24 protein-coding genes and 1 tRNA gene are annotated in these 23,100 nt (G+C 63.8%); 10 read left to right on the forward strand and 15 right to left on the reverse strand.

Features of this window, described 5'->3' with window-relative positions; all coding sequences use genetic code 11:
- The first annotated feature begins 27 nt into the window (after nucleotides 1-27).
- The 6 genes from plsX to RA20_RS07250 all read left to right on the forward strand — a co-directional run bounded on the left by plsX (nucleotide 28) and on the right by RA20_RS07250 (nucleotide 5,855).
- On the forward strand, nucleotides 28-1,140 hold the full coding sequence (gene plsX / locus RA20_RS07225; protein WP_039126075.1) for a phosphate acyltransferase PlsX: 1,113 nt from the start codon (nucleotides 28-30) through the stop codon (nucleotides 1,138-1,140).
- Nucleotides 1,141-1,158: 18 nt separating this feature from the next.
- The gene (locus tag RA20_RS07230; RefSeq protein ID WP_039126078.1) at nucleotides 1,159-2,136 is read left to right on the forward strand and encodes a beta-ketoacyl-ACP synthase III; all 978 of its coding nucleotides are present in this window, start codon (nucleotides 1,159-1,161) and stop codon (nucleotides 2,134-2,136) included.
- A 101-nt stretch (nucleotides 2,137-2,237) separates the two neighbouring features.
- Nucleotides 2,238-2,540, forward strand: coding sequence for an integration host factor subunit alpha (ihfA, locus tag RA20_RS07235; RefSeq protein ID WP_008207184.1), 303 nt, complete (start codon nucleotides 2,238-2,240; stop codon nucleotides 2,538-2,540).
- A gap of 17 nt (nucleotides 2,541-2,557) precedes the next feature.
- Nucleotides 2,558-4,402: a MerR family transcriptional regulator gene (locus RA20_RS26105; RefSeq protein ID WP_052248871.1), complete on the forward strand. Its 1,845-nt coding sequence runs from the start codon at nucleotides 2,558-2,560 to the stop codon at nucleotides 4,400-4,402.
- 174 nt (nucleotides 4,403-4,576) lie between these two features.
- Nucleotides 4,577-4,653, forward strand: a tRNA-Pro gene (locus RA20_RS07245).
- A 122-nt stretch (nucleotides 4,654-4,775) separates the two neighbouring features.
- On the forward strand, nucleotides 4,776-5,855 hold the full coding sequence (locus tag RA20_RS07250; protein ID WP_039126085.1) for a 2'-deoxycytidine 5'-triphosphate deaminase: 1,080 nt from the start codon (nucleotides 4,776-4,778) through the stop codon (nucleotides 5,853-5,855).
- Nucleotides 5,856-5,904: 49 nt separating this feature from the next.
- On the opposite strand, the gene RA20_RS07255 is transcribed toward RA20_RS07250, so the two are convergent.
- Complete coding sequence (locus tag RA20_RS07255; protein WP_039126087.1) at nucleotides 5,905-6,450, reverse strand: Lrp/AsnC family transcriptional regulator; 546 nt, start codon at nucleotides 6,448-6,450, stop codon at nucleotides 5,905-5,907.
- Nucleotides 6,451-6,522: 72 nt separating this feature from the next.
- Here RA20_RS07255 and RA20_RS07260 point away from each other — a divergent pair, with 72 nt between their 5' ends.
- The gene (locus RA20_RS07260) at nucleotides 6,523-7,674 is read left to right on the forward strand and encodes an MFS transporter (protein ID WP_039126088.1); all 1,152 of its coding nucleotides are present in this window, start codon (nucleotides 6,523-6,525) and stop codon (nucleotides 7,672-7,674) included.
- Here the strand turns inward: RA20_RS07260 and RA20_RS07265 are convergent.
- From RA20_RS07265 to RA20_RS07305, 9 genes are all read right to left on the reverse strand, one after another.
- Nucleotides 7,649-7,837 carry a hypothetical protein gene (locus RA20_RS07265; protein WP_039126090.1) on the reverse strand — a complete coding sequence of 63 codons (189 nt, stop codon included), beginning with the start codon at nucleotides 7,835-7,837 and terminating at the stop codon, nucleotides 7,649-7,651. The two genes, RA20_RS07260 and RA20_RS07265, sit on opposite strands and share 26 nt — an antisense overlap.
- Before the next feature lie 134 nt (nucleotides 7,838-7,971).
- The gene (scpB, locus tag RA20_RS07270; protein ID WP_039126093.1) at nucleotides 7,972-8,664 is read right to left on the reverse strand and encodes an SMC-Scp complex subunit ScpB; all 693 of its coding nucleotides are present in this window, start codon (nucleotides 8,662-8,664) and stop codon (nucleotides 7,972-7,974) included.
- Nucleotides 8,664-9,458 carry a segregation and condensation protein A gene (locus RA20_RS07275; protein WP_039126096.1) on the reverse strand — a complete coding sequence of 265 codons (795 nt, stop codon included), beginning with the start codon at nucleotides 9,456-9,458 and terminating at the stop codon, nucleotides 8,664-8,666. The genes scpB and RA20_RS07275 overlap by 1 nt, the downstream gene beginning before the upstream one ends.
- Entirely contained in the window at nucleotides 9,451-10,455 is a 1,005-nt protein-coding gene (gene nagZ, locus RA20_RS07280) for a beta-N-acetylhexosaminidase (RefSeq protein WP_039126100.1), read from the reverse strand. The genes RA20_RS07275 and nagZ overlap by 8 nt, the downstream gene beginning before the upstream one ends.
- A 147-nt stretch (nucleotides 10,456-10,602) precedes the next feature.
- A complete protein-coding gene (locus RA20_RS07285) occupies nucleotides 10,603-11,769 on the reverse strand; it encodes an SPOR domain-containing protein (RefSeq protein WP_039126137.1) in 1,167 nt (388 codons plus the stop codon).
- A gap of 115 nt (nucleotides 11,770-11,884) precedes the next feature.
- Nucleotides 11,885-13,630, reverse strand: a complete 1,746-nt coding sequence (gene argS / locus RA20_RS07290) for an arginine--tRNA ligase (RefSeq protein WP_039126103.1) — start codon at nucleotides 13,628-13,630, stop codon at nucleotides 11,885-11,887.
- Between the two features lie 165 nt (nucleotides 13,631-13,795).
- On the reverse strand, nucleotides 13,796-14,134 hold the full coding sequence (locus RA20_RS07295) for a YciI family protein (RefSeq protein WP_052248872.1): 339 nt from the start codon (nucleotides 14,132-14,134) through the stop codon (nucleotides 13,796-13,798).
- Nucleotides 14,131-14,430 carry a YciI family protein gene (locus RA20_RS07300; protein WP_039126107.1) on the reverse strand — a complete coding sequence of 100 codons (300 nt, stop codon included), beginning with the start codon at nucleotides 14,428-14,430 and terminating at the stop codon, nucleotides 14,131-14,133. Before RA20_RS07300 ends, RA20_RS07295 begins: the two co-directional genes overlap by 4 nt.
- Before the next feature lie 176 nt (nucleotides 14,431-14,606).
- A complete protein-coding gene (locus tag RA20_RS07305; protein ID WP_039126109.1) occupies nucleotides 14,607-15,758 on the reverse strand; it encodes a deoxyguanosinetriphosphate triphosphohydrolase in 1,152 nt (383 codons plus the stop codon).
- Nucleotides 15,759-15,860: 102 nt separating this feature from the next.
- Here RA20_RS07305 and RA20_RS07310 point away from each other — a divergent pair, with 102 nt between their 5' ends.
- Entirely contained in the window at nucleotides 15,861-16,184 is a 324-nt protein-coding gene (locus tag RA20_RS07310) for a HesB/IscA family protein (RefSeq protein ID WP_039126111.1), read from the forward strand.
- A 122-nt stretch (nucleotides 16,185-16,306) separates the two neighbouring features.
- Here the strand turns inward: RA20_RS07310 and RA20_RS07315 are convergent, their stop codons facing one another.
- The 3 genes from RA20_RS07315 to RA20_RS07325 all read right to left on the reverse strand — a co-directional run bounded on the left by RA20_RS07315 (nucleotide 16,307) and on the right by RA20_RS07325 (nucleotide 18,932).
- Nucleotides 16,307-17,224 (reverse strand): DMT family transporter, encoded by a 918-nt coding sequence (locus RA20_RS07315; RefSeq protein ID WP_039126114.1) that lies wholly within the window; start codon nucleotides 17,222-17,224, stop codon nucleotides 16,307-16,309.
- Nucleotides 17,224-18,285: a DUF6902 family protein gene (locus tag RA20_RS07320; RefSeq protein ID WP_039126117.1), complete on the reverse strand. Its 1,062-nt coding sequence runs from the start codon at nucleotides 18,283-18,285 to the stop codon at nucleotides 17,224-17,226. Before RA20_RS07320 ends, RA20_RS07315 begins: the two co-directional genes overlap by 1 nt.
- A 104-nt stretch (nucleotides 18,286-18,389) precedes the next feature.
- Nucleotides 18,390-18,932, reverse strand: coding sequence for a DUF6749 family protein (locus RA20_RS07325; RefSeq protein WP_039126143.1), 543 nt, complete (start codon nucleotides 18,930-18,932; stop codon nucleotides 18,390-18,392).
- 360 nt (nucleotides 18,933-19,292) lie between these two features.
- On the opposite strand from RA20_RS07325, the gene xth reads away from it, so the two are divergent.
- Entirely contained in the window at nucleotides 19,293-20,099 is an 807-nt protein-coding gene (gene xth, locus RA20_RS07330) for an exodeoxyribonuclease III (RefSeq protein WP_039126120.1), read from the forward strand.
- Between the two features lie 129 nt (nucleotides 20,100-20,228).
- On the opposite strand, the gene RA20_RS07335 is transcribed toward xth, so the two are convergent.
- Both RA20_RS07335 and dksA read right to left on the reverse strand, forming a co-directional pair.
- Nucleotides 20,229-21,395 carry an FAD-dependent monooxygenase gene (locus tag RA20_RS07335; RefSeq protein ID WP_039126146.1) on the reverse strand — a complete coding sequence of 389 codons (1,167 nt, stop codon included), beginning with the start codon at nucleotides 21,393-21,395 and terminating at the stop codon, nucleotides 20,229-20,231.
- A gap of 103 nt (nucleotides 21,396-21,498) precedes the next feature.
- Nucleotides 21,499-21,921, reverse strand: a complete 423-nt coding sequence (gene dksA, locus RA20_RS07340) for an RNA polymerase-binding protein DksA (protein ID WP_039126148.1) — start codon at nucleotides 21,919-21,921, stop codon at nucleotides 21,499-21,501.
- A 174-nt stretch (nucleotides 21,922-22,095) separates the two neighbouring features.
- Between dksA and RA20_RS07345 the strand changes: the two genes are divergently transcribed.
- Nucleotides 22,096-22,935 (forward strand): AAA family ATPase, encoded by an 840-nt coding sequence (locus tag RA20_RS07345; protein ID WP_039126123.1) that lies wholly within the window; start codon nucleotides 22,096-22,098, stop codon nucleotides 22,933-22,935.
- Nucleotides 22,936-23,100 lie beyond the last annotated feature (165 nt).

A 23,100-nucleotide genomic window follows, 5' to 3' on the forward strand; every position in this document is an offset into this window, starting at 1 on the left:
GGATCCTGATGCCAGGCAGGCTTTCGCATGACGGGTAAACCCGATCAAAATCAGGCAGAAGCCGGCCGCATCACTATTTCTGTTGACGCCATGGGCGGAGACGCCGGCCCCGCAGTTGTGGTGGCCGGCATTGCCATGTCCGCCCAGAAGAACCCGGATATCGGGTTCATTCTGCACGGCCCCGCCGAGCAGCTTAAGCCTCTTGTTGCCAAAAAACGCGTGCTGAATGGCCGCGTCGAGATTCGCGATGCCCGCGAAGTGGTCACCATGGAGGACAAGCCCTCCCAGGTAATGCGCAACGGCAAGGGCACCTCGATGTGGTCGGCACTGGATGCGGTCAAGAACGGCGAAGCCGGCGGCGCGGTCTCCTGCGGCAACACCGGCGCGCTGATGGCGCTGTCGATGCTGCGTCTGCGCAAGCTGCCCGGCGTCAACCGTCCCGCCATCGCCATCCTGTGGCCCTCGCTCAATCCGCAAGGCTTCAACGTGATGCTGGATGTCGGTGCCGACGTGAAGGCCGATGCCGAGGATCTGCTGCAATACGCCCTGATGGGCACCTCTTACGTGCGCAACTCGATGGATATTGCCCGCCCCCGGGTGGGCCTGCTGAACGTTGGCACTGAGGAGCACAAGGGCCGGGCCGAGCTGAAGGAAGCGTTTGCGCTGATTTCGGACAATGCAGAGAAATCGAGCTTCGAATTCGTCGGCTTTGTCGAAGGCAGCGATATTCCCGGCGATACCGCAGATGTGATCGTGACGGACGGTTTCACCGGCAATGTTGCTATTAAAACCGGCGAAGGCACTGCCAGCCTGATGCGCACCGCTTTGCGTGAGGCGTTCCAGTATTCCTTCCTGTCAAAGATCGCCGCGCTGCTGGCCGTTACCTCGTTGAAACGGCTGTCAAAACGGATGGATCCCCGGCGGGTGAACGGCGGTGTGTTCCTGGGCCTCAACGGCACTGTGGTAAAATCCCACGGCGGCGCCGATGCCACCGGAATTTCAGCCGCGGTTAAGCTCGCTTTCCGGCTGGCCCAGCATGGATTTGCCGAAAAACTGGCTGCCCGGGTTGCATCTGCCGGCGCGGCTCCCCAAGATGAGAATGCCCCCCGCGAACTGCGGACGGCCACTGAAAAAGACTAAAAGCAAGGCAGGCACCGGATGACGCGACGCGCGGTAGTTGTTGGCACTGGCCATTATCTCCCCGAACGGGTTGTTGAAAACGCGGAATTCGAAGCCATGCCGGAGCTGGATACGACGGATGAATGGATCCGCACCCGCTCGGGCATCGAACGCCGCCACTTCGCCGCCGAGGGAGAGACCACATCGGATATGGCCGCCAAGGCAGCTGAGAGCGCTTTGGCGGATGCAGGGCTGACGGCTGAGGATGTGGACGCCATCGTCGTGGCAACCTCCACCGCCGACCTCACCTTCCCCTCTGCTGCCACCATGGTGCAGGCCAAGCTGGGCATGACCAAGGGTTTTGCCTTTGATGTGCAGGCTGTCTGTGCGGGGTTTGTCTATGCGCTCAGCAATGCCAACGCGCTGATCGCGTCGGGCCAGGCTGAACGGGTGCTGGTGATCGGCGCCGAGACGTTCAGCCGGATTATGGATTGGACCGACCGCACCACCTGCGTGCTGTTCGGCGACGGCGCCGGAGCGCTGCTGCTGGAAGCGCAGGAAATGCCTGGCACCAACAAGGACCGCGGGATTCTGTCGACCGATCTGAATTCGGACGGCCGCTACAAGGATCTCCTTTATGTCGACGGCGGCGTGTCGACCAATTCGACCGGCCACCTGCGCATGCAAGGCAACCAGGTGTTCCGCCACGCGGTCGAAAAACTCGCCTCCACCGCGAATACCGCATTGGACCGCGCGGGCCTCAGCGCCGGCGATGTCGACTGGATTGTGCCGCATCAGGCCAATATCCGCATCATCCAGGGCACCGCGAAGAAAATGGGCCTGAGCATGGACAATGTGGTGGTAACCGTGCAGGATCACGGCAATACCTCCGCCGCCTCCATTCCGCTGGCCTTGTCGGTCGGCAAGGCGCGCGGCCAGATCAAGGAAGGCGACCTGATCGTGACCGAAGCCATTGGCGGCGGCCTCGCCTGGGGCGCCGTTGTGCTGCGCTGGTAACCCTCCGGCCCGAATCTTCGCCCGAACACCCCCGTGCAATTCATTGATATTGACAGGGAATTTCCCCGCGCCCTATGCTTTGGCAAACAACGGGGATTGGTATGGGCGAAAAAACACTGACGAGAATGGATTTGAGTGAAGCTGTTTTCCGGGAAGTCGGCCTGTCGCGCAACGAAAGCGCACAGCTGGTGGAAAGCATGCTGCAACATATGTCGGATGCCCTGGTGCGCGGTGAACAGGTGAAGATCTCCTCGTTCGGCACCTTCAGCGTAAGGGACAAGTCAGCCAGGGTCGGGCGCAACCCGAAAACCGGCGAAGAAGTGCCGATCCAGCCGCGCCGCGTGCTGACCTTCCGGCCCTCCCACCTGATGAAAGACCGCGTGGCAGACGGCAACCGTAAGTAAACGGGACAATTTAGGCCATGTCGAAATCACCGGACGCCTTCCGCACCATCAGTGAAGTTGCGGAATGGCTGGGCGTGCAGGCGCATGTTCTGCGCTTCTGGGAGAGCAAATTCACCCAGGTGAAACCTGTAAAGCGCGCCGGCGGGCGGCGCTATTACCGGCCTGCGGATATGCTGCTTCTGGGAGGGATCAAGAAGCTGCTGCATGACGACGGGCTGCCGATCAAGGATGTGCAGGCGATGCTGCGGGAGCACGGCGCGGCTCATGTAGCCGAGTTCTCGCATCCGCTGGACACCGGCACGGAAGAGCCCCCCGCCGAAGCGCCCCCGGCTGACAAGCTGGGCAGCGACTGGCAAAGCTCATTGGACCTGGCGCATGAAGAGGCGGCACAGGACCGGGCCTTCCTGCAGGCTGGCGGCGATGAAGCCCACGCCGGCAATGTCGTCGGTTTTCCACAGCAGGCCGCTCCGCAGCAGCCTGCCTCCGATCCTCAGCCTGCTGACAGCTTGCCTGAGCCGGCGGCACAGGAGCCGCAGATGGATCTGGATCTGGATCCGCCGGCGCCCGCCGGCGATGCGGAACTGTCTCATGCCGATGCGCTTGAACCGGAACACCCCGCGCCTGAAGCGGCTGCTGCAGACGTTCCTCCGGCCGAAACTGCAGAATCACCCGCAGCTCCAGAGGAGCCTGCCGCCGAATCTGAGCTTGCTCCGGTCTCTGCCGCCAGCGAACACCCGGAAGCCGCGGCGCCGGAAAGCGCCTCGCCCTGGACGGAGATTCCGGCGGAACCCGCTGCAGACTCCCCCGCTGAGAGTTTTTCCCAGCCCGAGCCAGAAACTACCGCAGAGCCCGCAGCTGATGTCCTGGCAGAAGCCGGCCCGCTGCAGCCGCCCGCAGCCGCCGGGCCTGAAGAGGCGCCCGAACTGACGGCAGCACCGGAGCCTGAACAGGAGCCGCTGACGGAGCCGGAAGCGGCAACCGAGGCCGGTCCGGCGGCAATGCCTGCCCCCCTTGAGCAGGCAGCTGATGCAGCAGCCGGTGCTGAACCTGCATCGGAGGCCGTAGCTGATGCTGCGCCGGAGCAAACCCTGGACGCCCAACCGTTTGCTGAGCCCGATCCTGCTCCCGGTTTCGAACCCGCAGCAGAGGCAGAACCGGCAGCGGATCAGGAACAGGAAGCTGGCCCGGACTCTATTGCCGAAGAGACGTTTGCAGCTGAACCGGAAGCCGCAGCCGAACCAGAGTCCGCAGCCGAGCCTGATCCAGCTATGGAACCGGCGATGGAAGCAGGCATCGCCACCGGGCCTGAGGCTGGCATGGAAACTGCCGCAGCAGAAGAGATTGCTGCAAGTGAAGAGACTGCACCAGCAGCAGACTTGACGCCGGAGCCGGCTCTGGAAGCGGAACCGGATGCGGCGGCGGAACTCACCCCGGCAGAAGACACCCTGGTTGCAGCAGCAGGGTTGCGGCCCGAGGAGCCGATGGACTTTGGCAGCACGGCAGCCGATCCGTTTGCAAGCAGTCCTGCCGAACCGCCGGCGGCGGAGCCAGTGGAGGAAGCTGAAAGCCCAGCCCCCTTCCCGCCGCACGATCTGGACGAGGCGGCCCGCCAGGTGGATGCGCTGGAATTCGCCTCCGGCTTCAGAAATGACGAAGGACCGGAGCCTGCCGAAGAAGAGGAGGCAACTGAACTCCTGGTGGAAGCGGAACCCGCGGCGGAAGACGCTTTGGATGAACCGGCGCCCGTGCAGCCCGGAGTACTGGCCCATCTTGCAGCGCTTCGCAGCCTGCCCCCGCATTCCCTGGCAGAGATTTCTGCCTGCGCCGATGAATTGCGGGCGCTGGCCGCAAGCAAGCCATAAGTGCAGCCGGTAGAAAACGGCGCGAAGTCCGCGCCGTTTTCTTTTCCGCAGAACAGCAGAGGAAAGGCAAGGTCTGCGTAACTGCTTCGGCCGGCAGGATTTCTGCAAGAAGCTGCAAAAAATCTGGCCGCGCCCTCTTGCCCCTGCCGCGAAAACGGTTAGAAGGCTCTGCAACGGGCTATGGCGCAGCCTGGTAGCGCGTCCGTCTGGGGGACGGAAGGTCGCAGGTTCGAGTCCTGCTAGCCCGACCATATGAAAACGCCCGGGTGTTCATCACCCGGGCGTTTTCGTGTCCGGGGCCTGTTTTGCCGATTGCGCAAGGCACCCCGATAGGCCAGCATCGCCGGAAACCGGCGCGGGAGGGGGACAGGAAATGACAGGCGTATTGCCCAGCCAAACCATTGAAAAGATGCTGGAGAGCGGCGGTATTGCGGTCAGTGCGCCGCTGGTGGAAGGCCAGGTGCAGCCGGCAAGCCTCGACCTGCGGCTGGGCAATACCGCCTACCGCGTCCGCGCATCCTTCCTGGCCGGCCAGGGCAGCAGCGTTTCGGACCGTCTCAGCGAGTTCGAGATGCACCGGATCGATCTCACCAGCGGCGCGGTGCTGGAAAAGGGCTGCGTCTATGTGGTGCCGCTGATGGAAAGCCTGGCGCTTCCGGACGATGTCTCGGCGGTGGCCAACGCCAAAAGCTCAACCGGGCGGCTGGACCTGCTGACCCGCACCATTACCGATGGCGGCGAAGAGTTTGACCGTATCAAGCCCGGGTACACCGGTCCGCTGTATGCCGAGATCTGCCCGCGGTCGTTCTCGGTGCTGGTGCGTCCGGGAATGCGGCTCAATCAGATCCGGTTCCGCACCGGCCAGGCGGTGCTCAGCGATGCAGAACTGAAGATGCTGCACGCGGGCACGCCGCTGGTGGACGGCGAGGCAGTGATCGAGGACGGCCTGGGCTTTTCGGTCGATTTGAAGCTGCCGGGCAGCGACCTGGTCGGATACCGGGCCAAGCCGCATACCGGCGTAATCGACCTGGACCGCATCGGCGAATACGACCCCCAGGAATACTGGGAAGAGGTGCGCACCAGCGACGGGCGCATCATTCTGGACCCTGGCGCGTTTTACATTCTGGTCAGCCGCGAGGCGGTGCACATCCCGCCGGCCTTTGCTGCCGAAATGGCGCCTTACCTGGCGATGGTGGGGGAATTCCGGGTGCATTACGCAGGGTTCTTTGATCCGGGCTTTGGGCATGATGCTGCCGGCGGTTCCGGTTCGCGCGGAGTGCTGGAAGTGCGGTGCCACGAGGCGCCCTTTGTGCTGGAGCATGGCCAGGTGGTCGGGCGGCTGGTCTATGAGAAGATGGCCGAGGTGCCGGAGCAGCTATATGGCGCTGGCATTGCCTCGAACTACCAGGGCCAGGGGCTGAAGCTGTCGAAGCATTTCAAAACGCCTGCCTGACAAATGCTGAGGGCCGCGCACGCCCTCGGGCAGAAGCGCGGTGCCCGGCCTATTGGCCAGAGGGCTGCTTGACCGGCCCCCCAACCGACAATTCCTCGGTCGTGCCTGCCTGCACCGGCCTGTCCAGATGCGTGGACAGCACCATATGGGTGCGGGTGCCGCGGACGCATTCGACCTCGTAGACCCGGGCCAGCAGGCCTTCCAGCGCCTTGGGTGACGCCACACGCACCTTGAGAATCAGATTGGCATCGCCTGCGGCACTGTGGATTTCTTCCAGCTCAGGCATCTCCTGCAGCGCCAGAAGCGCGGTTGTCACGCCCCAGCCTTCGGTCTCCACATGGATGAATGCCAAAAGCGGCTTGCCCACTGAGGCGCCATCAAGACGGGCAATGGTGGCCTCGATAGCGCCGGAAGCACGCAGCCGTTTAACCCGTTCGTGCACGGCAGGCGCCGACAGGCCAACGTCCTGTCCGATCGCCGCGTAGGAAAGCGTCGCATCACTGCTCAGCGCGCCTAATATTCTTCGGTCCAAAGCATCCAGAACCCGGGTGGCCCCGGCTGTTTTCCGAACACCATCTGTTTTTTCCTTCGTCATATGCCCTGACCCTTCACAGAACGTCATTCAGATCATAGCAAATATGCCTGAACATTATTCAAGGCGGAACCCATGCGTACCCCCATATTGATCCTGATGAGCGCCATTGGCGTGATTGGCGCAAACTCGCTCCTGCTGTCGCCGGTGGTGACGGCGGTGAGTGAAAGCCTGGATGCCACGACGGGAGAAGTCATGCGGGCGGCCAGCGCCTATGGGCTGGGGGTGGCGGCAGCAGCGCTGCTGCTGGCCCCGTTGGGCGACCGGATCGGTGCCGGGAGGCTTTTGCGGATGGCGCTGCTGCTGCTGGCGGCGGGGCTTGCCGCAAGCGCCGCGGCGCCGGATGCCTGGATGCTGGCGGCCGCGCAGGTGCTGTGCGGGCTGGCGGCTGGCGCCGCCCTGCCCTCGATCTACACGCTGGCAATGGTGATCGCTCCCAAGGGGCGCGAGGCACGGGTGCTGGGGCTGGTTTTGTCAGGCTGGACCGTGTCGATGGTGCTGGGGGTGAGTGTCAGCGCCTGGGCCACCGACCTGGCGGGCTGGCGCGCCGTTTACGGGGCGCTGGCAGGCATTGCGCTGCTGCTGTGGGGGGCAGCCGTATCCCTGCGCGGGGCGGGCAGCCCCAGCGGCAGGGCGACTTCGCCGCTGACGGCCCTGCGGGTGCCGGGGATCCTGCGCGGGCTGCTGGCTGCGGCGCTGCTGATGATGGGGTTCTACGGCAGCTACTTCTTCACCGGCGCCCATATCACCCAAGTGCTGGGACACAGCACCACCCAGGCCGGGCTGCTGCCGCTGTTCTATGGAATCGGCTTCGGGCTGGCCGTGCTGCTGGACCCGCTGCTGGACCGGCTGGGACTGGCGCGCGCCACAGCGCCGGTGCTTTTGGTGATTGCCGCCAGCTACGTGCTGCTGGCTGCCGCAGCGCCGAACTATGCGCTGCTGCTGGGCGCCGCCGTGGTCTGGGGTGTGTTCCAGCATCTCGGCCTCAACCTGCTGGTGGCGCGGCTGACCGCGCTGGACCTGTCACAGCGCGGCGCCATCATGGGGCTCTACAGCACCGTGACTTATCTTTGCGTCTTTGCCGCCCCCTTTAGCAGCAGCCTGCTGTTTGCCAAATGGGGGCTTGCCGGCTGTCTTGTGCTGTCGGCGCTGCTGGCCCTTACCGGTGCCGCGGAAGCGCTTGGCCTGCGCCGCAAGCCGGTCAGCCCTGACGGCGCCCCGGCTTGACCGAAGGGATGCGTGAGCGGCCTGCCTGCTGCACAGGCTGGCTGCCCTGCCCCTGCCGCTTGCCGCGCTTGGCCACAGCACCAATGCCAGCATTGATGCCTGCATTGACGGCACGGCCGACCAGCTTGCGCAGCACCATGTTGATGATCCAGTTGATGTTCATTGCCTCAGCCCCGTTTATTGCCTGCCCGATATATTAAATTGAGATTAAGACAATTCCGGGGCGCAGCACATGTCCGGCTGAGGAAAGCCGCGGTCACAATGCTGTAATGAAACACGCACCGCGGCAAACAGGCATCATTCTTCGAAGAGTTCTGCCTGTTCTTCCGGCTCTTCGTCCTCGTCGCCGCCCTGCCCCATCGGCAAAGATCCCGGCGGCGGGCGGTTTTCCAGCAGACCCGCGGCGCGCAGCTCCTTGAGGCCCGGCAGGTCGCGGGCGCTTTCGAGGCCGAAGTGGTCCAGGAAGTCCGGCGTCACAACAAATGTCACCGGACGGCCCGGGGTCATGCGGCGGCGGCCCAGGCGGATCCAGTCCATCTCCATCAGCTGGTCGATGGTGCCGCGCGAGACGGACACGCCGCGGATTTCCTCGATCTCGGTGCGGGTCACCGGCTGGTGGTAGGCAACAATGGCCAGGGTCTCAATCGCGGCGCGGCTGAGCTTGCGCAGCTCGGTGGTTTCCTTCTGCATCAGGAAACCCAGGTCCGGCGCGGTGCGGATCGCCCAGGCATCGCCCAGCCGCACGACGCGCACCCCGCGCCCCTCGTAGCGCTTGCGCAGATGCTCCAGCGCCTCGCGCGGGTTGCAGCCGGGCGGCAGGCGGCCCTCAAGGTCGCGCAATGTGACCGGCTCGGCGCTGGCAAACAGCACGGCTTCGACCATGCGCTCTTGTTCGGCCATCGGCGGCGCATCGAACAGGGTGTCGTTCTCGGTCCGGCCCGAGGCGCTTGGGCCTGCCGCGTTCTGGCCGTCCATGATCTGATCTTCCATCAATGGTCCCCGTCGAGGCTGCGCAGCTGAATGGGCGCAAATGTTTCGCTCTGGCGCAGTTCAAGCCTGCCTTCCTTGACCAGCTGCAGCGAGGCCGCAAAGGTCGCCGCGGTGGCTGAGCGGCGTTTGACCGGATCGCTGTGCCAGCCGTCCGGAAGATAGCTGATCAGGTCGGTCCAGTCGCCGGTAAAGCCCAAGAGGTGGCGCATCCGGTCCAGCGCCTCCTCCATGGTGAAGACCGAGTCGCGGTCCATCACGAAAGGGCGGAAGTCATCCTTGGTGCGGATGCGGGCATAGGCCTGCATCAGGTCCAGCAAGTTGGCGGTATAGGTAACGGTTTTGATCCGGGCGACGGTCTCGACCTCGCCGCGGGCAAAGAAGTCGCGGCCCAGCCGGTCGCGGGCCATCAGCCGGGCCGAGGCATCGCGCATCGCCTGCAGGCGTTCCAGCTGGAAGGCCAGGTGGGCGGCCAGCTCCTCACCCGAAGGGCCTTCTTCCTCCGGGTCCGGGGGCAGCAGCAGGCGGGATTTCAGGAAGGCGAGCCAGGCGGCCATCACCAGGTAATCCGCGGCCAGTTCGATGCGCAGCTCCTTGGCCTTTTCGACAAAGGCCAGATACTGCTTGGCCAGCTCCAGCACCGAGATCCGGCGCAGGTCCACCTTCTGGGTGCGCGAGAGCGTCAGCAGCAGGTCGAGCGGGCCTTCGAACCCGTCCACATCCACGATCAGAGCCTCGGCTGCCAGCCGCTGCTCTACCGTTGAATCCGCTTCCGAAAAAAGTGACTGCTCAGCCATACACCTGCCCGCCCATGAGGGCGGCAAGTTCTCTTTCAGCGCCCAGAATGTCAAGGGCAGCGGGCGGGCGGCGGGCCTCCAACGCGCGGTCTGCGCGGGTCTGCGCCGCTTCTGTCATCGAGCCTGCGGCGTCCGCCACACTGATGCGCTCCTCCAGCGAGGCGTTGCACAGCAGGACCACATCGCAGCCTGCCTCAATCGAGGCCCGGGCATTGCCGGCCAGCGCGCCCTGCATTGCCTTCATCGAGATATCGTCGGTCATGATCAGCCCGTCAAATCCGATGCGCTCGCGGATCAGCCGCATCATCACCGGCGAAGTGGTGGCGGGGCGGTCGTCATAGGCCTCGTAAACCAGATGCGCCGTCATCCCCAGCGGCAAGTCATTCAGCGCCTCGAAGGCGGCAAAGTCGCTGTCCTCCAGCTCGGCGGGATGGGCAGCCACATGCGGCAGGTCCAAATGGCTGTCGGCGGTGGCGCGGCCATGGCCCGGAATATGTTTCAGAACCGGCAGCACGCCGCCGTCCAGATGCGCGGCGGCCACGGCGCGTGCAATCCGCGCAACGGCAGCGGCATCGGTGCCATAACAGCGGTTTTTCAGGAACGGATGGGTTTCGGCGCAGGCCACATCAGCAATCGGAGCGCAGTTGCTGTCGATGCCCAGGGTGTGCAGCTCATGGGCGATCAGCCGGTAGCGCAGGTACATCGCCCGCACCGCCTCTTCGCCGGCCAGCTGGACGTGGTCCAGCGGCGGCTGCCATTCCCGCGCCAAAGGCGCCAGCAGGCGCTGCACTCTGCCCCCCTCCTGATCGATGGTGATGGGGCAGTTCCGGCCCACCGCCTCGCGGAAATCCGCGCACAGCGCCTGGATCTGCTCAACGTCATCCAGATTGCGGGCAAACAGGATGAAACCAAACGGATCCGCGTCGCGGAAAAACGCCTTTTCATCCGCCGTCAGGCGAAGACCCTCTGCATCCAGGATTGTGGCTCCGTAAGCCATGTCTGCCCCCCCTGCCAGCTTCCTCCTTGGAACATGGGCACCCGTTTCAGGATGCTTGCAGCCCGCCGGGGAGGAACCGGCAGGCACCGCCCGGTATGCCCGGGCAAAAGAAGTATCTCACTTACACGATTAACGGCTGGTTAATCATTACCGGGTGGTCACCGGGATGCAATCCGCATTGCCGGCCACCAGCGCCGAGCAGAAGCGGCGGGCATCCGACAAGCCGGCAAAGCCCATGGCCCGCAGGCGGTAGAAGGTCCGGCCGCCGCTTTCAGCCCGCTGGATCACCCGCTGCTTGCTGCTGAGGTAATCCGGGAAACGGGCCTGGATTCGGTCCCATTCGGCGCGCGCCACTTCCGGGCTCTCATAGGCGCCAAGCTGCGCCAGGCGGGTACCTGCCGCGAGGGTGGCCGGGTCGACATCAACGGTGGCCGCGGATGCCGCCGGTGCGGCTGCGGCCGGAGCGGGGCTGAACCTTGCGGGCCGGGCCGATGGCCGCAGCGAGACCTTGACACCCGGCGCATTCAGCAGAGCCGGAGAGACGGAGGCGGCGGCAAGCGCCGGCTGCAGCGGCTCCGGCTGCACGATGGCAGGAGCCGGAGCGGACGCGGGCACCGCGGCGGACAGCGTTTCCGCCTCGCGCGCCAGTTCCGCAACAAGCGCGTCGATATCACCGTTCTGGAATGAGGCCACTGCGTCTTCGCTCACACCCGGGGCTGCCGGAGCCTGGGGCTCTGCCGGAGCTGCAGGCAGCTCCTCCGGGGCAGCTTCGGCGGCCAGCTGCGGCAGCGGCTTGTCGTCTTCTGTCAATTCAATCGCGGCAGGCGCCAGCGTCAGCCGCTCGGCCGGGGCCTCGGCACTGCCTTGCGCTGCCACAGCGTTCACCGCCAGCCCCTGATGGTCGGCCTGGGTGCCGCCAGGGTTGGCAGGCTGCTCGCGCATCGGGCCTTCAGCCGCGCGCACAACCGGCACGCCGCTGACATCGCGCATCACCAGCTTGTAGCCCCAGAAACCGACGCCAGCCACCAGCGCGATCGAGGCGGCCGCCCCCAAGAGGCTCAGCGTCCTGGAAAACCGCGCCCGCAGCCCTGCCGGAGCCGCATAGGCGGCATATCCATGAGCGTCCCCGCCTTGCTCTTCGGGCTGGTAGCCATAGGAGGGGTCGGCATAGCCGTAATCCGGTTCGGCGCCAGGGCCGGTATACTGCTGGGGGGAATACGGCTGACCGTAAGAATGGTCAGCTGCGGTGTCCTGTTCCCGGGCACCGCCCTGTGTATAGGCGTGCTCCTGGCCCGCCTGCGCAAAATACGCCATTTCCGCCTCACTGCCCGGTTCGGCGGCGCCCAAACAGCGCCGCGCCCCAAGTCTCTTGAACTGCCTCAGTCCGGCGGAACGTGTGATTTATACCCTCAGGGACCAGCCCCTCCGGTTATCGCATCTCTTCTGCCGGTTTGACGCCAAGAATACCAAGACCTGCGGAAATGACAACGGAAACGGCCCGGGCCAGCGCCAAATTCGCATGTGTTGCCGATTGGCTGCTCTCGTTAACAAATCGTAAACCTTCGTTCGATTTGCCGAGGTGGTAGAGCCCGTGCAGCTCGGAGGCGAGGTCGTAAAGATAGAAGGCCACACGGTGCGGCTCGTTGGTGCGGGCGGCAATTTCCACCTGACGCGGCCATTCGGCCAGCTTCTTGGCCACTGCCAGCTGCGCCGGATCGGCGATCAGGCTGAGGTCGGCGCCGGCAAGCGTGGCGTCATCCGCCGCAATCCCCTGCTCGCCGGCCTTGCGCAGGGTCGAGCAGATCCGTGCATTGGCGTATTGCACGTAGAACACCGGATTGTCCTTGGACTGCTCCAGCGCCTTGTCGAGGTCAAAGTCGAAGCCCTGGTCGTTCTTGCGGGTGAGCAGCATGAAGCGGGTCACATCCGGCCCCACCGCATCGACCACGTCGCGCAGGGTGACAAAGGTCCCTGCCCGCTTGGACATCTTGAATTCCTGGCCGTCCTTGAACAGCTTGACCAGCTGGCACAGTTTGATGTCCAGCGGCACCTTGCCGTCGGACAGCGCCGACACAGCCGCCTTCATCCGCTTGACATAGCCGCCGTGGTCGGCGCCGAAAATGTCGATCAGCTCATCAAAACCGCGCTCGACCTTGTCGTAGTGATAGGCGATGTCCGGTGCGAAATAGGTCCAGGAGCCATCGGACTTCTTCACTGCCCGGTCGACGTCGTCGCCGTGGTCGGTGGATTTGAACAGGGTCTGCTCGCGCGGCTCCCAATCATCGGGCTTCTTACCCTTCGGCGGCTCCAGCACGCCCTGGTAGATCAGCCCCTTGGCTTCCAGCGCCTCCAGCGCCGCCTCGATCTTGCCGGTGCCGTAGAGGGATTTCTCCGAGTAAAAAACATCCATCTCAATGCCGAGCTGGGCCAGATCCTCGCGGATCAGCTCCATCATTGCATCGGTCGAGAACACCCGCACATCGGCCAGCCAGACGTCTTCGGGCTGATCCAGATAGGCACCGCCCACCTTGTCCTTCAGCGCCTGCCCCACGGGAACCAGATAGTCGCCGGGATAGGTGCCGTCGGCAAAGGCGATCTCCTGGCCGTGTGCTTCCAGGTAACGCAAGTAGACCGAGCGCGCCAGCACGTCGACCTGGCCGCCGCCGTCATTGATGTAGTATTCGCGGGTGACGTCATAGCCGGCATAGGCCAGCAGCGACGCCAGCGCATCGCCAAAGACCGCGCCGCGGGTGTGGCCCACATGCAAGGGGCCGGTCGGGTTGGCCGAGACATATTCCACGTTCACGCGTTTGCCTGCGCCCATGGCGGAGCGGCCGAAATCCGTGCCTGCGTCCAGGACCGATTTCAGAACCCCCTGCCAGATGCCCGGCGCCAGCCGCAGGTTCAGGAAGCCCGGGCCTGCGACCTCAGCCGAGGTGATACGCTCATCCGCAGCCAGCTTGGCGGCCAGTGCCTCGGCGATGTCGCGCGGTTTCATCCTGGCGGGCTTGGCCAGCACCATCGCCGCATTGGTGGCCATGTCGCCATGGGCAGCGTCGCGCGGCGGCTCCACTGCGACATTGGCAAAATCGAGCCCCTCGGGCAGCACGCCTTCGCCGGTCATGGCGGTCAGGCTGTCAATCACAAGCGAGCGGATGTCGGTAAAGAGGTTCATAACTGGCGTCCCATATGTTCAGGACTGCGGATACCTAGGCCCGCAGGCAGGGTCAACAGGATTGCAGGGGCAGCCGGAACCGCGACGTGCAACGCACCGGAAAATTCAAATTTTCCGGCCAATTTTCTTCCTCAGGAAAATTGCGCCGCTGGCGCGGCGCCAGCCTCACAGAACCGCGGTCTGATCTTCCAGGATCTTGCCCCAGGTGAAGATCTCATAGGAGCGGAAGGCCGGCACATAAAACGGATCGCCATGGATCAGGTGCTCCACCTCGATCCGGTCTTCGGCCTCGACAATCCACAGCGCGCCGCAGAAATCACCCTCGGGGTCCGGCTTCAGCCCGCCGCCGATCCGGAGCTCGGGGTGGTCCTGCACGTAAGCTACATGGGCATCGCGCCGCGCCTTGTCAGCGCGGATATCCATCATCGCGGGGGCATCGCGGAACATCACTGCCCAGCGGGTCAGTGCCGGCGCGGATTTGCGGGTTTCCTGAGGTGCGTTCATGACAGCATTCCCTGGATGGCTGAGGCGGTGCCCCATTCGGTGATTTTGTAGGTCCGCAAGGACGCGACGTAATAGGGGTCCTGCAGGATCAGCCGCTCCACGTCCTGCCGGGTCTCCGCTTCCACATTCCAAATCGCACCGGGAAAGTCCTGCATTGGCCGCATCGCCAAGGCTCCGCCGATCTGCAGCTCGGGACGTGAGCGCACAAAGGCGATATGCGCGTCGCGGCGCTTTTTGTCGCCGCGCACCCGGTCCATTTCCGGCTTATCTGTGAATGTAACGGTCCAGCGTGCCATGGCTTTCCCCTTGCTATCCTCCCCGCGCCTTAACGCCGATGCCTGTCCGCGTCATAGGGCCAGATGATAGCACGGCTTACAGCCAATTCCCGCAACTTCAGCGCAGCACCTGCAGATGGCGCAAGCGCTTTTCCTTTCATCCTGCTCCGAACACGCCCTCTGGAGGCACAGCCCGGTCAGACTTCCACCTTCACCCCGATCAGCCGCTCATGCAGCTGCAGGGCAAATCGGTCGGTCATGCCGGCGATGTAATCCGAGACAATCCGCGCCAGCGCGGTCCGGTCCGCTGCGGCGGCGATTTCCGCATGCCAGCGCGCCGGCATCTCCTGCGGATTCTCCAGAAAATAGGGAAACAGCGCCTCAACCACCTTGGAGACCTTGGCTCGTTTGTCCATTACCGAGGGCGCCCGGTACATGCGGGTGAACAGGAAAGCACGGATCTCCTTCAAATCATTCCAAAGCGGATCGGAGAACTTCACCACTGGCCGCCCCAGCGCCCGGACCTCTTCGACCGACTGCACCCCGGTCTCTGCCAGCAGCGCACGGGCAGTGTCGATCACATCCCCCACCATCACTCCGAAGAACCGGCGCAGCGCCTCGTGGCGGCGGCGGTTCGCGTCCAAGCCCGGATAGAGGCGGTCAACCTCGGCGTAGCAGGGTCCGATCAGCGGCAGGCGGGCGATGTCGCCGTCGGTGAACAGCCCGGCGCGCAGCCCGTCATGCAGATCGTGGTTGTTGTAGGCGATGTCGTCGGACAGCGCTGCCACCTGGGCCTCAGCGCTGGCGTGGGTATGCAGCTCCAGATCCACCGCGAGATTGCATTCAGCCAGCGCCCAGGGCAGCTCTCCCACCACCGGCCCGTTGTGTTTGGCAATCGCTTCAAGGGTTTCCCAGGTGAGATTCAATCCGTCGAATTCGGCGTAATGGCGTTCCAGCCGGGTGACGATACGAATGGCCTGGGCATTGTGATCAAAGCCGCCATAAGGCGCCATCAGCGCATGCAGCGCATCCTCTCCGGTGTGGCCGAACGGCGTGTGGCCAAGGTCATGCGCCAGCGCCACAGCCTCTGTCAGCTCCTGATTGAGCCCCAGCGCCCCGGCAATGGTACGGCCCACCTGCCCGACCTCGATCGAATGGGTCAGCCGGGTGCGGTAGTTGTCGCCTTCATGTTCAACAAACACCTGGGTCTTGTGCTTCAGCCGCCGGAAAGCGCTGGCGTGGATAATCCGGTCGCGGTCGCGCTGATAGGGGGATCGGAAGGAGCTTTCCTCCTCGGCAACCAGCCGCCCGCGGCAGCGGTCCGGCAATGTGGCATAAGACGCATGCATATGAAATCTTTTCCCAGACAATTTCACCGGCAATCTTGCCGCCTGAATTGCACCTTTCTATATAATGCTTTGCGCTGCAACATGAGCCTGTGGAGAAATGCCATGCAACTGCCCCCGAAAGTGACCGAGCGAGCCTTTGCCCGGCTGGCCGAGATCGGCGCCGCAGACCAGGGCCAGGCCTTGCGCGTTGCGGTTGAAGGCGGCGGCTGCTCGGGCTTCCAGTACGAAATTGCCCTGGACGATCCGAAGCCAGACGATCTGGTGCTCGAAGGCCAGGGAGAAAAGGTGGTGGTTGACAGTGTCTCGCTGCCTTTCCTGGAAAACGCCGTGATCGACTTCACTGAGGAGCTGATCGGCGCCCGTTTCACCATCGAAAACCCAAACGCCACTTCCAGCTGCGGTTGCGGTACCTCCTTCTCGATCTGACACCGGACGCCGGCAGGCGATGCCTAGAGGTTTGCGGTGCGGGAAAAGCCCGGAAAGCACATTTTCCCGGGCGGCGCACCTGATGCGCCTACCCCATCGGCTGCGCGCCTCCGGGCTTCACATCAAGGGTCCGTCTGCAGCCGCCCGGCACCGCGCAGCCCTGGCAAGGCAGGCGCGAACTGGTCCCAAACCAGATAGAGGCCGGATGCAATCACAATTGCGCCGCCGAGGTAGGTCGTGGCAGGCGGGAACTCACCAAACGCAACCGCTCCGATCACAGCCATCCAGATGAATTGCAGGTTCATAAGCGGCGTTACCGCATAAGAGGCAAGCAGCCGCAGCGCCACCACCAGCAGCCAGCGCGCTCCGAACAGCAGGAACGCATAGCCCGCGGCCCAGGCAACATCCGTCAGCGGCATCGGCATCCAGACAAAAGGCAGCAGGACAAGCATCGCCAGGCAAAGCGTCAGGTTTGGATAGAATACCTGAGCCAGCGAATTGGATTCATAACGCCCGATAAACCGTGCCATTGTCATGGAAAATGTTCCCGAGACCACGGCCGCCAGGGCGATAAAGTGGCCCCAGAATGAATGACCGCTGCTTCCGCCGTGCGGCAGAAGGAACAACACGCCGCCAAAGCCGGCTGCCAGGGCAATCCAGGCCGCTGGGCGCACCGGCTCCTTCAGCACCAGCCCGGACATCGCTCCCGCCAGCAGCGGCATCAGCCCAATGAAGACAAACACTTCGGCAAACGGCAGCAGCCGGAAAGCATAGAAGAAACAGACGGCCGCAATCAGGGTCGCCCCCGACCGCAGCGCCATCGCCCGCGGGCAGACTGTGCGGAACCCGCCCCGCAACGCAGGCAACCGGTCTGCCAGAAGGCACAGAACAGCGACCATGGCGCCGGACAGCGCGTACAGCTGGGCCGCGGCATACTGGCCCGCCAGCAGCTTGGTTATCCCATCCGCCGAGGCGATCAGCCCGGTATAGGCGACCACCAGCAGCGCGCCCGCTAGCGCTTGGCTGCGCCCGGCCGCCATCACAACGCCCCCGCGCTGCCAGCCCGGGCAAACCCTTCGAAAAACCTTGCAAAACCTGAACAGCTGCGCTCAGCGGCGGCAAGAAGCCCGTGCTCCTCCTCGCTCAGCATAGCCTCGGCGCGGGCCCTGACTGCGCTCCAGCTGGCCCGCGCGGATCCGGCATCAAATACAGCTTCAGACAGGCTCCTCAAAATGCTTCCCCCCTGCAAGGCAGGCACATGCACGCCCCCGGAGGGAACCGGCTGCCGGAAGGCCTTGCGCCCGGACAGCAGCATGAGCCAGTTGACCACAAAATACTCGTGATAAGCATCATGAAGTCCATAAAATTCTCCCTTAGAGAGAGTATAGGCGGAAACACGCCGATCCAGCCAAACCTCCCAATCTGCTGGCGGAACCCGCCCGGCATAGCGCAAAGCCGTGCAGATCTCGGCCAGCAAATCCGCATTCTGATCGAGAAAGGCGACCAGGCCGGCATATTCCAAGCTGGTTACGGCAGGCTCTGGCAAGTCCGGATCGCGGCGGCCGTACTCCGACAGGTAGAAGACTATATGGGTCAGTTCGTAAGCCGCCTTTTTGTTTGGAATCACAAAGGTTTGAGGGCGCGACATAAAGCGGCGCAGCCGGTCATCCAGTCCGTGATCCTGCAGTTCCGCCCCGCGCCGCGCCAGCAGACGGCGGGCCTCCGCCCGCTGCAGATCAGAGAGTTCAGCCTGAGCCAGCCCTTTGCGGCAGACCCATTCCGCGAGCTGCGCACCGGTCTGCCCCGGCAGGCCGAGATCCTCCAGGTCCAGGCAGATCGAGAGGATAAAGCGGTAGTATTGCCGGAAAAAGCTGATGTGGCGCGCCGCCCCATCATAAAACTGCTGCAGGGGCGCCAGGGCTTCCAGCGGCAGTTCAGCCCCCGTGCACTCCAGAATGTTCAGCAGTTCGGCGTTCTCCTTGAGCCAGAACACGTCCTCCTGCGTGCGCCGGTGCTGCGCAAAATTGTCAATCAGCGCGGCTTGCGCACAGGCCCGGGACTGGCGGGCAGCTGGAGAGAAGAACGGGATGACCTGGGCCATGGGAACCTCTTACGGATGGAAGCGGCGCAGCGGCGGCCCGTCAAACAGGGCTGCCTGGGACAGGGCCGGCTGCACACCGGCCGCGTCCGGTTCATCTGTCCGGATCAGCTGCCCGAAGAAAACAGCCGGGTGGCGTCGCCGGCAGCGGTGCGCGCCTCTGTAACAGGCGCAGACCCGGAGGAGAACAGATGGGTCCCGTCGCCTGCCCCGGTTTCAGCACTGGCGGCCGGGGCGGAACCGGAGGAGAACATTTCTGTGCCCTCGCCTGCCCCGCTGTCACAGCGTTCAGCCGGGGCGGAGCCGGAGGAAAACATTTCCGTCAGATCCCCGGTTGCAGCTTCTGCCTGAGAACACGGCGCCGAACCCGACGAAAACAGCTGCACCAGATCACCTGCAGCGGTTCCGCCCGCCGCCACCGGCGCCGAGCCGCTGGAGAACTGCCCGGTCTCCCCGCCTGTCCAGCATTCGGCTGTCTGCGGCATCGAACCTGAAGAGAACAGCGAAACGCCGTCACCCGTGCTGATGCCGGCAGTGCATTCGGGCGCCGAACCCGACGAGAACATTTCCACTCCTTCGCCTGCGGCCAAGCTGGCGCTTGCAGACGGATGGATGGCACGGAAGTCCTTGATTTTACGCTGAGCAGTCATTTTGGAACCCCATTCATTAGTGACAAAAGGTTCCACCACGCTGGCACGGGCACCGCGCAGCGCAAATATAAAATGCAATTTCACATTGTATTTTTAAAATTGCGAACTTTAACTTCAACTCACTATTTTTTGAGCGTTTTAATTTAATTTGATTAATCCACAAAATATTCACCGCGTTATTCACACGGGCAATATTGCAAAATAAGATAAATCAACCTGAAGGGTATTTTTCACCTGCGCAAAACACTGTCCCCGAAGGGTCGGCAAAGTGATTCGCCAAACACGCATCGGGCTTGCCCCTAGGCGCTGATTCAGCGATAGATCGGCTCGGAATACAGCAATTTGCGCCGGAGACAAGCCATGAAAATCGCCACATTCAACATCAATGGCATCAAGGCCCGGGCGCAGGCTCTGCCGGTTTGGCTGGATGAGGCACAGCCCGATGTCGTTCTGCTGCAGGAAATCAAATCAGTGGATGAAGCCTTCCCGCGCGAGCTGTTCGAAGAGCGCGGCTACAACGTCGAGACCCACGGGCAGAAGAGCTTCAACGGCGTGGCGATCCTGTCGAAGCTGCCGCTGGAGGATGTGCGCCGCGGCCTGCCCGGCGACGACAGCGACGAGCAGGCCCGCTGGATCGAGGCCACAGTGGTGGGCAAACAGGCGATCCGGATCTGCGGCCTCTACCTGCCCAACGGCAATCCGGTGGAACTGGAGGCAGACGGCACCCCTGCCGCAGGCGGCAAATACGCCTATAAACTGGCCTGGATGGAGCGCCTGCAGGCGCGGGCTGCCGAACTGATGGCGGAAGAGATGCCCGCGCTGATGGCAGGCGACTACAACATCATTCCGCAGGCCGAGGATGCCAAGCGCCCCGAGGCCTGGCGCGAGGACGCGCTGCACCGGCCGGAAAGCCGTGCTGCCTTCCAGCGGATCGTCAACCTGGGCTTCACCGAGGCCTTCCGGGCGCGGCACCAGGGCCCGGGCCATTACTCCTTCTGGGACTACCAGGCCGGCGCCTGGAACCGTGACGACGGCATCCGCATCGACCATTTCCTGCTGACCCCGCAGGCCGCCGATCTGCTGCGCGACTGCCAGATCGACAAGGAAGTGCGCGGGCGCGACAAGCCTTCGGATCACGTGCCGGTTTGGATCGAACTTGACATCTGACGCCTTCTAAAGGCCGCTCCCAGGCGGCCTGCGCCGCGCTCTGCGCGGCGCCATGCCCAACGTTTCCGGGATCATCTCCGATGATGCCGGAAAGGGCGGGAGCCTCCCGCTGGCCTCAGCCCGTTGGCCTCAGGCTGTGACGTCGTGGCGGTAGATCCAGTCGAATTGGCTGACCATCTTGCCAGGCGCATAACGGCCGCCCAGTTTCAGAACCTGATGCGCGGGCCAGCTGAGCGGCGCGCGCAGATGATACTTCCAAGCGTTCTTGCTGGCGGCTGCAACGACCTTGCGGGCACGGTCCTGGCGGCGGGATTGATACAGAGCCAGTCCAGTGTCCGCATCGCGGGCCTCCTGCAAGGAGCGGGCCAGCACCCAGGCATCCTCCAGCGCCAGATTGGCCCCCTGCGCCATAAACGGCAGCGTCGGATGCGCTGCATCCCCCAGGATGGCGGTGCGTTCGCCGTGCCAGCGGGCCGCGACAGGGTGGCGGAACAACCCCCAGAGCATCACCTCCTCCACCGCTTCCAGCAACGCAGCCGCGGTGCCGCCAAAGCCCGCAAAAGCAGCCCGCAGGCTGGCCGGGTCGTCCTTGAAATGCCAGCCTTCCTCCGCCCAGGCGCGGCGCTCCTGCACGGCCACCAGATTGACCAGGCCGCCATCGCGCAGCGGATAGGCCACCAGGTGCCGCCCGGGCCCCATGAAGACCTGCGCCTCAGGCGGCAGGTTCAAGTGGTTGGGCACCGTTGCCCGCCAGGCCACCTGGCCGGTGAAGAACGGGGTATCAGCGCCGTTCAATGCCGCGCGTGCTTTCGAGTGCAGCCCGTCGGCGCCGATCACCAGGTCTCCGCCGCAATGCGCGCCGTTGCCGAGGTGCACAATGGGCTGCGGCCCGGGCTCAACCCGTTCGGCCTTCTGCAGCAGACGCACCTGGACACCATCCCGCCGGGCCGCGCCTGCCAGGATATTGATCAGGTCGGAGCGGTGCACAAAGTAATAGTTCAATCCCGCGGCGTACTCATCCAGGTCCAGGCGCAGCACCTGCCGGCCGCGCCGGTGGCTTCGCAGCACTACCGCGCGGGCGCGCTGCGAGGACCAGGCCAGATCGTCCGCCAGCCCCAGCGCCCGCAGCACCGCAACGCCATTGGGCGTGATCTGCAGCCCCGCACCCACCTCGGAAATCGCCTCGGCCTGTTCCAAAACGGTGACAGACGCCCCCTGACGCCGCAGCGCCAGCGCCGCGGTCAGCCCGCCGATCCCGGCGCCGATTACGGTTATCTTCAAACCTTTGAGTTCCATGGGCCCCTGCAGCTTCTGCGCCTGAACCACATGGAACAAAAAACGCCGGAGCAAAAGGCCCCGGCGTTCCGAATTCGTGTATTTCTGCCGCCAAGGCTGGCGGTTAATCGTCGCGGTGGACCTTTTCGCGGCGCTCGTGGCGCTCCTGCGCTTCCAGGCTCATGGTTGCGATCGGACGCGCGTCGAGGCGCCGCAGCGAAATTGGGTCGCCGGTCACTTCGCAGTAGCCGTATTCGCCTTCGTCGATGCGGCGCAGCGCCGAGTCGATCTTGGCGACCAGCTTGCGCTGGCGGTCGCGGGTGCGCAGCTCCAGCGCGCGGTCGGTTTCTTCACTGGCGCGGTCGGCGACATCCGGGATGTTGCGGGTATTATCCTGCAGCCCCTCGATGGTGTCGCGGCTGTCGGCCAGAAGCTCCTGCTTCCATTCCAATAGTTTGCGTCGGAAATACTCAAGCTGCCGGTCATTCATGAACGGCTCATCTTCGGCCGGGCGGTAGTCGTCCGGCAGAAACACTTCTTGCTTCATTTCGGCTCCTTCGGTCTGGCCCATAATGCTGGTCATAATTGGTACCTGAACATATTGGCTCCCCTCTGCCGCAGCGTTTATCCCTAACGGGAAGGAATGTCACTACACAATAGTGGCGTGGTTTGGTTAAAAGCGTGATAAGAACACGGCAACCATGGCTGATACGGGAAAGACATGCAATTTCAGGGCACTAAGGAATACGTCGCAACGGATGACTTGAAAGTTGCGGTAAACGCGGCGGTCACGCTGGAGCGTCCCCTGCTGGTCAAGGGGGAGCCCGGTACCGGCAAAACCGAACTGGCCAAACAGGTTGCAGAGGCTCTGGGCCTTAGAATGATCGAGTGGAACGTGAAGTCCACCACCCGCGCCCAGCAGGGTCTTTACGAATATGACGCCGTCAGCCGCCTGCGCGACAGCCAGCTGGGCGAAGAGCGCGTGCATGATGTGAAGAACTACATCAAGAAGGGCAAGCTTTGGGAGGCTTTTGAGGCGGACGAGAAGGTCGTGCTGCTGATCGACGAGATCGACAAGGCCGATATCGAGTTTCCCAATGACCTGTTGCAGGAGCTCGACAAGATGGAGTTCCACGTCTACGAAACCGGTGAGACGATCAAGGCGAAACACCGCCCGATCATGATCATCACCTCCAACAACGAGAAGGAACTGCCGGACGCCTTCCTGCGCCGCTGCTTCTTCCACTACATCCGCTTCCCGGACGCCGAGACGATGAAGAAGATCGTCGAGGTGCATCATCCGGGCATCAAGGAAGCGCTGCTGACCGCTGCGCTGACCCAGTTTTACGAGATCCGCGAGACGCAGGGCCTGAAGAAGAAACCGTCCACCTCCGAGGTGATCGACTGGCTGAAGCTTTTGCTGGCCGAAGACCTGAGCCCCGAGGACATTGCCCGCGACGGCGCCAATGCCCTGCCCAAGCTGCACGGCGCACTGCTGAAAAACGAGCAGGATGTGCATCTGTTCGAACGGCTGGCCTTCATGGCCCGCGGCCGGCGCTGATTTCTTTGGCGGGCGCCCCTGCCCGGCGCCCGCCTGTTTCCCTTCAAATTGCTGCCGCATTCCCCTATCAGAGGAGAAGGAGCCGGGCGGCGCGCGCCAGGCCGATAGGAGACGCCTGCTTGCCCGCTGACACTGCTTCCCACCTCCCCGCCTGCAGCTCCGGCT

Origin of the sequence: Leisingera sp. ANG-Vp, from assembly GCF_000813725.1 — a bacterium.
Lineage (GTDB): Bacteria > Pseudomonadota > Alphaproteobacteria > Rhodobacterales > Rhodobacteraceae > Leisingera.